This window comes from Methylobacterium sp. P1-11 (genome assembly GCF_008329595.1).
Lineage (GTDB): Bacteria > Pseudomonadota > Alphaproteobacteria > Rhizobiales > Beijerinckiaceae > Methylobacterium.
Genome location: NZ_NPKS01000004.1, coordinates 149,847 through 162,305, shown reverse-complemented (window position 1 = coordinate 162,305; position 12,459 = coordinate 149,847). Strand labels below are relative to the sequence as shown.

14 protein-coding genes and 1 pseudogene are annotated in these 12,459 nt (G+C 67.1%); 6 read left to right on the top strand and 9 right to left on the bottom strand.

Features of this window, described 5'->3' with window-relative positions; translation table 11 throughout:
* The first annotated feature begins 20 nt into the window (after positions 1-20).
* Together CIW48_RS06040 and CIW48_RS34460 are read left to right on the top strand one after the other, a co-directional pair.
* A complete protein-coding gene (locus CIW48_RS06040) occupies positions 21-881 on the top strand; it encodes a universal stress protein (protein ID WP_149309965.1) in 861 nt (286 codons plus the stop codon).
* A 100-nt stretch (positions 882-981) separates the two neighbouring features.
* Positions 982-1,110 carry a hypothetical protein gene (locus CIW48_RS34460; RefSeq protein WP_281407329.1) on the top strand — a complete coding sequence of 43 codons (129 nt, stop codon included), beginning with the start codon at positions 982-984 and terminating at the stop codon, positions 1,108-1,110.
* Between the two features lie 39 nt (positions 1,111-1,149).
* On the opposite strand, the gene CIW48_RS06035 is transcribed toward CIW48_RS34460, so the two are convergent.
* The 8 genes and pseudogenes from CIW48_RS06035 to CIW48_RS06000 all read right to left on the bottom strand — a co-directional run bounded on the left by CIW48_RS06035 (position 1,150) and on the right by CIW48_RS06000 (position 7,944).
* A complete protein-coding gene (locus tag CIW48_RS06035) occupies positions 1,150-1,569 on the bottom strand; it encodes a BLUF domain-containing protein (protein ID WP_246695146.1) in 420 nt (139 codons plus the stop codon).
* Positions 1,570-1,616: 47 nt separating this feature from the next.
* A complete protein-coding gene (locus tag CIW48_RS34690) occupies positions 1,617-1,817 on the bottom strand; it encodes a hypothetical protein (protein ID WP_348645122.1) in 201 nt (66 codons plus the stop codon).
* Positions 1,818-1,938: 121 nt separating this feature from the next.
* On the bottom strand, positions 1,939-2,751 hold the full coding sequence (locus CIW48_RS06025; protein ID WP_149309964.1) for a universal stress protein: 813 nt from the start codon (positions 2,749-2,751) through the stop codon (positions 1,939-1,941).
* Positions 2,752-2,848: 97 nt separating this feature from the next.
* Positions 2,849-4,774, bottom strand: a complete 1,926-nt coding sequence (locus CIW48_RS06020) for a heavy metal translocating P-type ATPase (protein WP_149309963.1) — start codon at positions 4,772-4,774, stop codon at positions 2,849-2,851.
* 344 nt (positions 4,775-5,118) lie between these two features.
* Positions 5,119-5,355, bottom strand: a complete 237-nt coding sequence (locus tag CIW48_RS06015; protein WP_149309962.1) for a hypothetical protein — start codon at positions 5,353-5,355, stop codon at positions 5,119-5,121.
* Between the two features lie 94 nt (positions 5,356-5,449).
* Positions 5,450-5,981: pseudogene (locus tag CIW48_RS06010) on the bottom strand (response regulator); the annotation flags it as partial.
* Positions 5,982-6,178: 197 nt separating this feature from the next.
* Positions 6,179-7,255 carry an HD domain-containing phosphohydrolase gene (locus tag CIW48_RS06005; protein ID WP_149310097.1) on the bottom strand — a complete coding sequence of 359 codons (1,077 nt, stop codon included), beginning with the start codon at positions 7,253-7,255 and terminating at the stop codon, positions 6,179-6,181.
* Positions 7,256-7,278: 23 nt separating this feature from the next.
* Positions 7,279-7,944, bottom strand: coding sequence for a protein phosphatase CheZ (locus CIW48_RS06000; RefSeq protein ID WP_246695145.1), 666 nt, complete (start codon positions 7,942-7,944; stop codon positions 7,279-7,281).
* 395 nt (positions 7,945-8,339) lie between these two features.
* Between CIW48_RS06000 and CIW48_RS05995 the strand changes: the two genes are divergently transcribed.
* Genes CIW48_RS05995 through CIW48_RS05985 form a run of 3 tightly spaced genes read left to right on the top strand, consistent with a single transcriptional unit; the run spans position 8,340 to position 10,818 of the window.
* Positions 8,340-8,873, top strand: coding sequence for a TadE/TadG family type IV pilus assembly protein (locus CIW48_RS05995; protein ID WP_246695144.1), 534 nt, complete (start codon positions 8,340-8,342; stop codon positions 8,871-8,873).
* The gene (locus tag CIW48_RS05990; protein ID WP_149309961.1) at positions 8,873-9,487 is read left to right on the top strand and encodes a TadE/TadG family type IV pilus assembly protein; all 615 of its coding nucleotides are present in this window, start codon (positions 8,873-8,875) and stop codon (positions 9,485-9,487) included. Before CIW48_RS05995 ends, CIW48_RS05990 begins: the two co-directional genes overlap by 1 nt.
* Positions 9,488-9,504: 17 nt before the next feature.
* Positions 9,505-10,818, top strand: coding sequence for a TadE/TadG family type IV pilus assembly protein (locus CIW48_RS05985; protein WP_149309960.1), 1,314 nt, complete (start codon positions 9,505-9,507; stop codon positions 10,816-10,818).
* Between the two features lie 97 nt (positions 10,819-10,915).
* Here CIW48_RS05985 and CIW48_RS05980 read toward each other — a convergent pair whose 3' ends face one another.
* Positions 10,916-11,539, bottom strand: coding sequence for a cupin domain-containing protein (locus tag CIW48_RS05980; RefSeq protein WP_149309959.1), 624 nt, complete (start codon positions 11,537-11,539; stop codon positions 10,916-10,918).
* 140 nt (positions 11,540-11,679) lie between these two features.
* Here CIW48_RS05980 and CIW48_RS05975 point away from each other — a divergent pair, with 140 nt between their 5' ends.
* Positions 11,680-12,453: an ABC transporter substrate-binding protein gene (locus CIW48_RS05975; RefSeq protein WP_149309958.1), complete on the top strand. Its 774-nt coding sequence runs from the start codon at positions 11,680-11,682 to the stop codon at positions 12,451-12,453.
* Positions 12,454-12,459 lie beyond the last annotated feature (6 nt).

Genomic DNA, 12,459 nt, shown 5'->3' with positions numbered 1-12,459 from the left:
ACCCGAATCGGAGGTGTCTCATGTCCAGATCAAGCCCATCTTCGCTCGCGGGCATCCGCGACGTCCTCGTCGGCACCGCCGTTGAGGGCGAACGCGAAGAAGCCTCCTCGGCCATCGGCTACGGCCTGACTTTGGCGAAGGCCGCCGGCGCCCACCTCACCGTCCAGTCGGCCTCGTGGCGCCTGTCGGGCGACGATGCGTGGCTCGGCGAGTTCGACTGCGAAGGCGTGTCGGTGATGGACCGCCGCCTCGACACCCTCGCCCGCTCCATCGCGGAGCGTTCGGCCGGTGACGCGGTGCAGGCCGGGGTGGTCTGCACGACGGAGGTGCCGAGCCTGCCCTATCCGGAGATCGTGAAGCGGCTGGCCGGGCGCGCGCGCCTGCACGACCTGACGATCCTGGATATAGGCCCGCGGACCTATGACCTCGACCGCGAGATGATCGAGAAGGCGCTGTTCCAAAGCGGTCGCCCGGTCATCGCTGTCCCGCCGGGGCACGATGCCTTCGCGGCGCGGCGGATCATCGTCGCCTGGGACGGCAGCGCCCAGGCCGCCCGGGCCGCCAACGACGCCCTGCCGTTCCTGCGTGCGGCCGAGGCCGTGGAGATCGTCTCGGTCGGCACCGAGGCTGAGATCGACGAGGCGGTTCCAGGGGCCGAGTTCGCGCCGCACCTCGCGCGGCACGGGGTGAATGTCAGCGTCAACGACCTTCCGAGGGGGGAGAGCGTCGCCGGCACGCTTCGAGCCCAGGCCGGGCTGTTCCGGGCCGACATGATCGTGATGGGCGCCTACCGGCATTCCCCCGCGCGCGAATACTTCTTCGGCGGCGTGACGCGGTCTTTCCTGAGGGGCAGCCCGGCACCGCTGTTCCTCGCCCGCTGAGTTTCGGAGATCGTCCATGCTTAAGCGAAAATCTTCGCGAAAAGATGTGGCTGGCCAAGCGGTGCAGACCCGCCCCTCCGCGCGCCGGCCGAGCCAATCCGTGCCGGCGAAGCCTGAGGCCGCGGAGATGCCGCCTCAGGTGCGGGCGCCGAACAGCAGCGCGTGGCCCGGCCCGCTGAACGATGAGGAACTCGCCGCCCTGGAGGCCGGTTGGGGCTTCGTCGAGTGACGAGCCGCCGCGGTCTCGGCGCCGTGTGAGCCCCGCGCATCAAAGCCGGGCTCGCGCAAGCTCCTCGATGCCACGGACCAAGCGGCGCACGTCGGCCGGATGCGGTTGAGACGGGACCCGCTCGGTCAGCGTCGCGATCAGCCCATCGATGAAAACGGATGCGCCGGAATAGGCCAGCGTCCAGTCGGCGAAGCGCCGCTGCGCGATGTCGTCGTACAGCAGAACCTCGACGCCCGCATGCCGCGAGTCGCGACGAATGCTGTCCATGAGCGCGTCCACGCCGGCGCGTGGACCCTCCAGAATCTGCGCGAACCGGCTTCGCGATGCGACGAGCGCTCCCGTGACCTGAAGCCGGGCGTTCCTGGACCGCGACATCTCGACGATGTCCAGGACGTCGGCCGGCGTGGCCAGGCTACGGCTGACGTAGAGTAGCGACCCTTCCATGGCCCTGTCTCCCAATCCGGTTCATCGAGTCCTCGACTTCGCCGTCAATCCGAAAACGAGCTTCACCGCACGGTCTTGAGATAAGCCGTGAAGTCGATGGCGTCATCCGGATCGAACCGGGAGTCGGGCATGACGGGATGGCGCCGCTCGACGCCTTCGTTCAACACGTCGGCAAGGTCGTCGACCGGGAAGCGTTTGGCGAGCGTGCGAAACGGCGGTGCCGCGGGCGTCGGGCTGTTCCTGCCGCGCGGATCGCGTGGCACCGTTCGCAGGCCCTGCCCGCAAGTGCTCGGCCGCGCGCCGCCGAAACATCCTGCGCCGCGGCGGGCACGGCGAGCAGATGGCGTGCGACCGCTGATCCGAGGAGGAGGTGCCTGCCCAACATCAGTGACACATCAGGCTGCAGATCGGCGAGCCGTCGAGGAGGTCGCACGTGACGCCGCCGAACATCCACTCGCGCAAACGGGAATGCCCGTAGGCACCCAGGACGACCAGATCGGCATCCTGACGCAGGGCGAAACGCAGGATTGCAGAGCTGTCATCGTCCGCCGCGGGCAGGCGATGCGCTGTGACATGGGCGCCATGACGGGCGAGGTGACGGGCCACATCCTCCGTTCCCCGGTGCCGGGCGTCCGCGCCGATGGTCACGACGGAGACCTCATCGGCGCCGCGGATGAGGGGCAGCACCGCCGATACGGCTCGCCGCGCTTCCGGGCTGTCCTTCCAGGCGACGACGATGCGGGCCGCCTTCAGGTGCGAGAGCCGCGGCGGCACGACGAGCACCGGTCGGCCCGCCTCCATCACCACGGGACCCGGTGGCACGCCGAGGGGGCCCGGATCGACATCGTTCGATCCGTGCCGGCCCACCACCACGAGGTCGGCAGCGCGCGCCTCCTCGACGAGGTGCGTGATCGGGCCGGCAAGGGCAGCGTGCCATTCCGTGCCGGTCCCCTCGCCGGCGCTGCGCTCGAACATGGCGTGCGCGAGTTCGAGGATCTCGCGAAGCTGCCGTGTGTTGCGTTCCTCGTGCTGGGAGGCCTCGAAGACGTCGCGCGCCAGGATGGGGACCGGAGCCTTGTGGGCAGCCGCGCCGATGAGGGTGGCGGCGAAGCGCCGGGCCAGCCCGGCGGCGAGACGTACGCGGTCTGGTGCCGCCGCGCCGAGGTCGACGGAAACGAGGATGTTTGCGTAATCCACAATCCCCTCCATCGGGCATCGATGCCGCTGTCGATCAGCCTTATCGGGGGCAGCGAGGCCCACCTTGATCCAGCGCAAGCCCTGAGCGCGGCCGGCGTCACGAACGGCACGGGGCATCCTGCGCCGCTTGCAGGCGCTCGCCCGGCGAACCGCCAAGGGCCCGCATGGCGTTGAGGATCACGGCGACGTCGATGACTTCCTGCAGAAGCGCTCCCTGCAGGGGTGAGAGGTAGCCGAAGGCTGCGGTGACCATGCCGGCGATCGAGAACCCGAGGCCCGCCCACACGCTCTGGAGCGCGATCGAGCGGGCGCGCCTGGCGATGCGGATGGCCTCGGGCAGCGGTGCGAGACTGTCGACCAGCAGTACGACGTCCGCCGCCTCTGCGGCCGCCGCCGCGCCTTTGGCGCCGAGGGCCACGCCGAGATCGGCCGCCGCCAGGGCGGGGGCGTCGTTGACCCCGTCGCCGACCATCATGACGGGACCGTTCCGGCGTTCGGCGCCCACAATGCCGGACTTGTCGGCTGGGTCGAGGTCCGCCGCGACGGCGTCAATCGGGAGACCGGCGACGAGCGTCTCGGCGACGCTGCGCCGGTCACCGGTCGCGAGCACCACCCGCTCGATCCCGCAAGCGCGCAGCGCCACGAGTGCCTTGCCGCCATCGGTCCGCAGCGGATCGGCGAATTCGAGCACGGCGGCAGGCGTGCCGTCGATGGCGACCAGCACCGTCGCGACGGCCGTCGCGCGGCTTCGTTCCCCGTCCACCGGCTCGAAGTGGATTCCCAGTCTCGTCATGAAGCGCGGCCCTCCGACGACGACGGGCAACTTCTCCACCAGGCCGCTCACGCCTTCACCCGCCGTTTCCGTGGCCTCCTCGGGCTGCGCCAGCGTCAGGCCACGTCGGCGCGCCTCCTCAACCAATGCGCGTGCCACCGGGTGGCCGGAGGCCTGATCGAGGGATGCCGCGAGACGCAGGACCGCAGCCTCGTCGGGCGCCGCGAGGGTCCTGACGCGAATCAGACGGGCGATGCCGCGGGTCAGGGTGCCGGTCTTGTCGACGATGAGGACGCGGATCTTCGCCAGCATCTCCAAGGCCCCGCCCCCCTTGATGAGGACGCCGATGCCGGCCGCGCGCGAGAGGCCGGACACGAGCGCGACGGGCACCGCCAGGATCAGCGGGCACGGCGTGGCGACCACCAGGACGGCGAGGCCCCGCAGGGGATCGCCCGAGACGATCCAGGCACCGCCGGACATCAAAAGCGTGAGGCCGAGGAAGGCGAGCCCGTAGCGGTCGGCCAAGCGTGCCATCGGCGCCTTGCGAGCCCGCGCCGCCTCGACCAGCCGGACGATGCCTGCGTAGGTACTCTCGGCCGCAGGCCGCTCCGCCACTAAGGTGAACGGCGTGCCGGCGTTGACCGTGCCGCTGAGCACGGACTCGTTCGCTCCGATGCTGACCGGCATCGCCTCGCCGGTGAGGCTCGACTGATCGAGCACGGCGCGCCCCGCCGCGATCCGTCCGTCGACGGGTACGACGTCGCCGACGCGCACCAGGATGCGGTCCCCCGGAACCAGCGCCGCGAGCGGCACCTCCGTCAACGCGCCGCCATCCTCGCGCAGGGCGCTGCGCGGCTGGCGCGCGATCAGCGCTGTCATGGCCCTGCCGGCGCGGCCGGCCGCATAGGCTTCCAGCGCTTGGCCGCCCGCATACATCATGGCGATGACGACGGCGGCTAGTGGCTGCGAGAGAGCAAGGGCGCCACTCATCGAGAGCAGGGCGACGAGGTCGAGGCCGACATCGCCCCGCGCCAGACTCGTGACGATCTGAATCGCCAGGATGGCGAGCACTGCCAGCGTCGGCAGCATGAAGGCCCAAGCGGCAGCCTCAGGCTGCGCGAGCGCCTGTGCCGACAGGCCGGTGCAGAGGCCGAGCAACGGCAGGAGGACTAACCATCCTCGAAGGCGCGGCACCCATCCGGCGACAGCCGACGATCCCGTCTGGGTTGAGCCCAAGGCTACCGGTGTCATCGTCGGGGTCGCCCGCAATTGCTGCGCGTTCCGTTTGCGCCGGTCTCAGCGGCGGCCCCTTGCGCTGGATCAACGCTCAACCGGGATCCACGGAGACTGACCGAGAGTCCAGCAGAGAGCGCCCGAGGTCACCGATTTGACCCCGCGGCGTGGCGGTGCGGTCGACTGCCTTGCCGCGGGGGATGTGGCTGAAGAGCCGATCCTCCACGCCAGTGCCGGCATGACAGCGGCGGCCTGTCACTCAATACCGTTGCTTCAAGAACGTGGGAGGGTCGCCGCCGCACGCCACCGCGTCAGCCCGCCACGATATAGAAGCGGGAGGCTCGGCCGGGCCCCGCCCAGTGTCATCCGACCGGCCCCGCATCGAGGGACAGACGGAAGCGCAGCCGCACAACTCCAGCATCGTCGCGGACAGCGGCGACGAAGTCCTGCCGACCGGGTTCGTCGGAAAGGCTCTGCGCGATCCGCGTCATGATCTTCACGGCCTGCGAGCGCGCGGCTTCGAGGTTCGGCAGGTCGTAGCCGTCCCTGTCCCGGACGATATCAGTTCCGTCGTGCAGATCGATGAAGAAGCGGGGCATGGGGACTCGGCGGTGCTGGCGCGTCGGCCACGCTAAGCAGTTTCCGCACCGGTCCGCGTACCGCTTTTCGGCATGCCGCCCCCGCTCCGGCGCCAAGAGCGCCGCAATTCATCGCCACGAGTTTCCGCTCCGCGCGCCGGCTCCATCGGTGCAGCGCGCCCGCCACCACCTCCTTGCCGGAACCGGTTTCGCCGAAGACGAGCACGTCGACATCGGCCTTCGCCACCTCGCGCAAGAGGGCGCGAAGGCCTGCAATCTCCGGCGAGGCGCCGAGGAAGGCCGGATCTTCCTCGATCGCCCCATCGAGACGAGCCCGTAGCGTCCGATTTTCCATCACGAGCCGCCGCCGCTCCAGGGCCCGACGCACCAAGGTGATGAGCGCTTCCGCGGGATAGGGTTTGGCCAGGAAGTCGTAGGCGCCGCCCGGCATGGCGACCGCCGCCATGCCGATGTCGCCGTGTCCGGTGATGAGAATGACCGGAAGGTCCGGGTCGACCCGGTGCAGCCGGGCCAGCAGGCCGACGCCGTCGAGGCCCGGCAGCCCCACATCCGTGACCACGGCGTCGGGGCGCGGCCAGGATCGCCGCCAAAGCCGGCTCGGCGGCGGCCCTGTCCGGCCAGACCACGGCGCCGCTCGCACCCGCGCCAACGCTGCAGCCGACCGAGTGAGCCTTCTTGGTCGTGGTGGGCTGCGCGCGGAGCCTGCGACGATTCAGCGAAGCACAGGCCCCATCGCGCCGCGTCGTACCGGACGGCATGGCGGGATTGTCCTCGGGCGATGCGTGCGTCCGGGTATCGCCGTCAGGGCTGCCGTTGCCGGCCGTTATGCGCCTTCCAGGATCTGCGGCGCGAACGCGGCGACGACAGGCCGGAACGCACTGACGATCGCGGGATCGAGCCGCCCCACCATGCTCTCCAGGATCGCGTAGGCCGACTCACTGGGCATCGGCGGCTTGTAGGGCCTCTGCTCGATCAAGGCCGCGTGGATATCGCAGACGGTGATGAGCCGCACGAGATCCGGGATCTCGTGTGCCTTGAGGCGATCCGGATAGCCTGACCCATCGAGCATCTCGTGGTGCGACCGGACGACGTGCAGCATCTGCTGCTCGAAGCCCTGATCGACGAGCATGCTGTATCCCTTCTCCGGATGCAGCCGCATGACGGCCAACTCGGTGTCGTCAAGCCGACCCGGCTTGTTCAGAATCGCGGCCGGGATATGAATCTTGCCGACGTCGTGCAGCAGGGCTGCCTTCGTGACGCGATGACGCTCCTGCTCGCCGAGTCCCAGGGCGGCCGCGAAGGCCGCCGCCAGTCCGGCGACCAGCAGGCAGTGCTGATGGGTGGCGTCGTCAAACTGGCGAACCGCACGGACCCAATCGCGGATTCCGGTATCCCGGATGGCGAGGTCGATGGCCTGGGTACCGTTGTCGATCACGCCCGGTGTGATCGGCTGGTCGGGCACGAAGACCGATGCGTAGAATCCGCGCAGTTCCGCGGCTGTCTTTACCGCGCCGGCAGGTACCGGCTCCTTATCGTGCGGCGCGGCGAGCGCGGCCGCGCGCGGCGCACCGAGCGCCTCTCGCAGACGATCCGCGTCGAATGGGGCTCCGAGCGTGTTCGTCGCATTGAGCGAAATGCCGAGCAGCCGGGTCCTCGGATTGTCGGCATGTCGCAGGACAACCAAGGGGGCGCCGTGCCGGATCTCGGCCAGGAGGCGGCGCAGCCGTTCGACCGATGCGGTGCCGAGATCGAGAACATCGGCGACGATCCCGGTCGCGACGCCGACTGGCACGTCCGCGGCGCGGAGGTCGTGGATATCGCAGGCCAGCCCGTCGGAGAGCTCCTGCGCCAAACCCAAGCTGCGGGCGGGATCGTCCGTGATCAGAAGTATCCGGCCCATCGGCACGCCTTCCGGGCTGCCCCTTACGGGAACATCGCGTCGACGGTGTCCTGCGAAACCGAGGCCTCTCCGGGCAGGACGGGGCCATTCAGCAAGGCCGCCTCCCCGCTGCGCCTGTCGGGCGGCGGATTCGGCGCCGATGGCGCGGCGTCGGACGCCGACCAGACACGCAGCATCTCGCCGATCCGATCCTCCACGAGGACGATGGTGCGTACGACCTTCGAGATCCGCTGCCCGGTAAGATCCTGGAAGTTGCAAGCTTCGAAGATGGTTTGCATCTCGGCCCGGATCGCCTCGGCGTCGGCCCGGTTGGTGTCCTCGCCCGACCGCCGGACGATACCGCGCGCGAGCGCGTCGACCGTCTCAGACGCGGTCAGGATCGTGTTGGTGGCGTCTTCCGTGCCCTGCACGACCGCCTGGAGTTCGTCGCAGGCGCGACTGGTCTCCTGCTCCTGCCGGAGATCGGCAATCTCCTGACGGGTCCGGGCGATCGCATCCGAAATCGACAGGAGCTGGCTTCGCAGAAGCCCGACACCTTCTTCGATTGCGACAACGTCGGGTAGAGCACGGGCCATGAGCGGGATCGCCATGCGGTTTAATTTCAGCCGGCAACGATAACGATGATGTCTTAAGCTGCACTTAATGCGGCTTATCTCGGCTCGGAAAGGTGCATAACCTGCAGTCGACAATTGTAAAATACGCTATCCAATCCGATGCCGCGATTGATGTGCTGGCTGCGGCCAGCGACTTGCAGGCCACCGCTTGGCGCGCACGGGGCTGATTTCTCGGTTCAGGCGGCAGCGCTCCGGCACGCCGGCGCAACCGACTGTGTCGGTCGGCTCGCCGTCCTGCCTCAGATCGAAACCGAAGTTGCTACCGCGACACTCCGCACAGGTGCGCGTCGGGGAAATCGTCGATTTTGAGCAGTGATGCGCCGAGAAAAGTAAGCTTTTGATGTTCCTTTGCTCACATGGTCCCAAGGTCGAGCTGAAATGTGAGCACGGCATTCCGAGCGGCGCGTCGCTGGCTCGATCTCCGAACACAGGTCGCACGGTTCACGCAGGCGCGTGCGGGCGCGACGGCCGTGGAATTCGCATTGGTGGCGGTGCCGTTCTTCGCACTGGTCGGGGCCTGCCTGGAGAACGGCATCGTCTTCTGGGAACAGGAGATCCTCCAGCAGGCGGTCGCCGATGCCGGTCGGCAGATCTACACGGGCGCCTTCCAGACGGCGAATGCAGGCACCACCGATACCGCGACGCTGATGGCCCGCTTCCGGACGGCGATGTGCACGCAATCGAACGGCACCCCGCGTGTGACGATCTTCAATTGCGCCAACGTTCGGGTCAGCATCACGAAGGCTGATAGCTACACCGCGGCGACCCCGGTCTCGCCGGTGGCGACCAATGCCAGCGGGGCGAGCGATTGGAACGCAAACTTCGCCGGCTATTCCTGCGCGGGGGCCTCAGCCATCGTGGTGGTGCAGGCTGCCGTGGACATCCCGGTCTTTTTCCCCCTGCTCGGTGCGGCGGTGCCCAACCTGCCGAACAAGCGCCGCGTGCTCCAGGCCGCGACGGTGTTCAAGGTCGAGCCGTATCCGGCTCCGTCAGGATGCTCCTGATGGATTGTGTGCTCAAGCGCCTGAGGCATTCTCGACAGGATGAGCGTGGCGTCGCCGCCGTCGAGTTCGCCTTGGTCCTGCCTCTCCTGATCGTCCTGTATTTCGGGACAACGGAGCTGACGCGCATCGTCGACACAAGCCGCAAGCTGACGCTGTTCGCCCGCACTTTGGGCGACCTCTCCGGGCGCATGGACAACGCCCTGACCACGCAGGACGGTATGGCGAAGATCGCCGGTGCTGCGACCGCGATCCTGCGCCCGCTGGACGCATCCGGCCTCCAGATCGTGGTCAACGCCATGGGCGTCGAATCCGTGAACGGCACCCTCAACGGTTTCGTCTGCTCCAGCTGGCCTCAGAACGCGACCAGGCGCCCGGCCAAGCAGGCCAGCGGAACCAACGGATTGCCCGCGACGCCGGCCGCCTATCAGTTCGACGGCGCCCGCTACATCCTGGCCGAGGTCACGATGACTTACACGCCAATCATCGGAAGCTCGCTCTACCGGTGGATCTTCGGTGGTCAGGGGCTGACATTCACGCGGCAGGTCCCGTGGTCGGAACGTACCCCCAACGAGATCGTCATGCCGGGCGGCGCGGCCTGCCCGGTCTACAACTGATGTTCGAGGGATGGCCCGTGTCGGTGTTCCAGAGCCGGTTGACGCGCATTCTTAAGCGGCCCGCGACGGCGTTTCCGCGGGCGCATTCCGGTCAGGTTGCGGTGACCTTCGCGCTCGTCACGCTACCGGTCATGTTCGCGGCGGCGGCGGCTGTCGATTACGGCCGGCGCAACGCCGCGAAGACCCAGCTCGACACGGCCCTCGACGGCGCCGTGCTGGCGGTGATGTCACAGAAGACCAACACGATCCCGACGACGACGTTGCAGAACATGGAGACGCAGTTCCGCGCGGAGGCCGCGAAGGTCCCGGGCGTCACGGTGACCTCATTCACGCCGGGAGCACCGGTCAACACGGCGTCCAGCCTCAGTCTGACCGCCAGCTACACGGCGACCGTCAAGACGGGTCTGGCATCGATGATGCAGATCCCAGCCATGACCATCAACGGGACATCTGCGGCGACCCGGAACATCTCACAGTACATAAACTACTATCTTTTGCTCGACAATTCGCCGTCGATGGGCCTCGCCGCGACCGATGCGGATGTGCGCAATATGAAGATCGCCACCAATGGATGCGCCTTCGCGTGCCATCAGCATACTTTCGATAGCAAGGGCAACATCACCGGGGACAATCTATCCGACAATTACCATATTGCTCTCAAGAACAATATCAAGCTTCGCATTCAAGTTTTGCGGGATGCGGTCTCGGCGCTCGTCGACCGGGCGAATGCCAGTATGCTGCTGCCGCAGCAATTTCAGATGGAGATGTGGACGTTCAACGATTCTGTGTCTCAGACGAGGCTCCAGACGATGACGCCGACCCTGAACAACATCAAGAACGCTACACCAAATATCGATATTGCCTACGCTTACTACAATCAGTCGGATAATCAGACCGATTTCGAACGCGCAATCGCCAAGATGAATACGACCATACCGGACAGCGGCAACGGTCTCACGCCGGACAAGCCGATCCGCTTCCTGTTCCTCGTCACCGACGGTGTCGAGGATACGGGGGGCAGCGTCACCAATCAGAGCGCCGGATTCCAATACCAGAGCGACCGTTTCATCGGCCCTCTGAGCCCTTCGACCTGTACGGCCTTGAAGAACAGGAACGTCAAAATCGGTATTATTTACACGCAGTATCTGCCACTGTACGATAATGATTTCTACAATCGATACGTCAAACCCTACGAATCGAAGATCGGCCCGGCGCTACAGGCCTGCGCATCCGACAATATGTATTTCCCGGTTGCGTCGGGCGGCGACATCACCGCAGCCATGCTGAAGCTGTTCAGCACCACCCTCGCCTCTGTCCGGCTGAGCAACTGACGCGCTCCACAGTTCCGGCCACAGAGGCTTCGCGACAGCGAGGGCGCCGGTCCCTCTGGCAGCTGTTCTCGTGGGGCGACGACCGGGCGAAACGCGGTCAGTTTTGCGCCGACGACGCTGGACCGAGGACGTTGACCCACAGCACGACAGTCCGGCCGCGTTGGTCGGGATTGCTGAAGCGGTGCGGCCGCCGGCTCTCGAAGCGGAAGCTGTCTCCTTCCGCGAGCTGGAGCGTGCGTGCCTCGACGACGAGGGTCAGGCGCCCCTCCAGGACGAGACCGGCTTCCTCGCCATCGTGGCTGAACAACTCGTCGCCGGTGCTCGCCCCGGCCTTCAGCACCATATGGAACAGGCTCATCCCCTGCGCGCCTCCGGGCGGGGTCAGCAACTGCTTGGTGATGCCGGCGCGCCAGAGCTGAAGTTCAGGCCGGTCCTTCCGGAACACCACGATCGGGTCCGGATCGGGCGCGTCCGGGCCGGGCTCGAAGAGGCCGCCGATCCCGATCTGCAGCGTGTCCGCGAGCAACGCGAGCACCCGGAGCGAAGGCGACGACAGGCCTCGCTCGACCTGACTGATGAAGCCGATCGACAGGCCCGTGCTGGACGCGACCGCTTCGAGCGAGAGCCCCCGCGCCCGTCGCAGGCTGCGCAGGCGCTGACCCACGGCCCGGTCGACCGGTTCCGGACCCGTTGCTGCGCCTTGGGGGATGCTCACCGTCACACCAGTCTGCCTCTCGGGTGTCCCTTCATGCACGTGAAAGTCGCTTGCGTCGATATCGAAAACGTGCGGTATTCTTCACGAGAATGAAATCGGGCGCAGGCTCTCGCCGTACGACCCGGGCACCTCATGGGAGCGGCATGATGAGAAGACGGTTGGCCGAGCTGTGTCTGTCGTCGGCGCTGCTCCTCGGATTTCTCGGGAGTCCCGTCAGCGCGCAGCCCCTGAAGGTCGGTGCGACGCCAACCGGCCTTCCCTTCACCTTCCTCGACACCAAGACGAACACCATTCAGGGCGTGATGGTCGACCTCGTCAATGCCGTCGGTAAGGAGGCGGGTTTCACGGTCGCGGTGGAGCCGCTGCAATTCTCGACGCTGATCCCGGCGCTCACCGCCTCTAAGATCGACATCATCTCGGCGGCGATGTTCATCACGCCGCAGCGCAAGGAAGTCGTAGCCTTCTCGGCCCCCGTCTACACCTATGGCGAGGGACTGATCGTCCCGAAGACCGACACGAAGGATTACACATCCTTCGCCGACCTGAAGGGTGAGACCGTGGGCGCTCAGGTCGGCACCGCCTTCGTCGAACCGCTGAAGAAGTCTGGCCTGTTCGGCGAGGTGAAGATCTACGACACGATCCCCGACATTATCCGGGACGTGAATTCCGGGCGCCTGAAGGCCGGCTTCGCCGACGCCCCAATCCTCGCCTATTACGTCAAACAGGGGCTGTTTCCCGGCGTCCGCCTGGTCGAGACCTTCAAGCCGACCGTCGTCGCCTCGGTCGGCCTGAGCGTCCGCAAGACCGATTCCGAGCTTCTGGCCAAGATCGACAAGGCGCTCGCCAAGCTGAAGTCCGACGGGACGCTTCAGGCGATCCTGACCAAGTGGGGCCTTCCGCCCTCGGCGGACAAGTCCTGAGCTTCG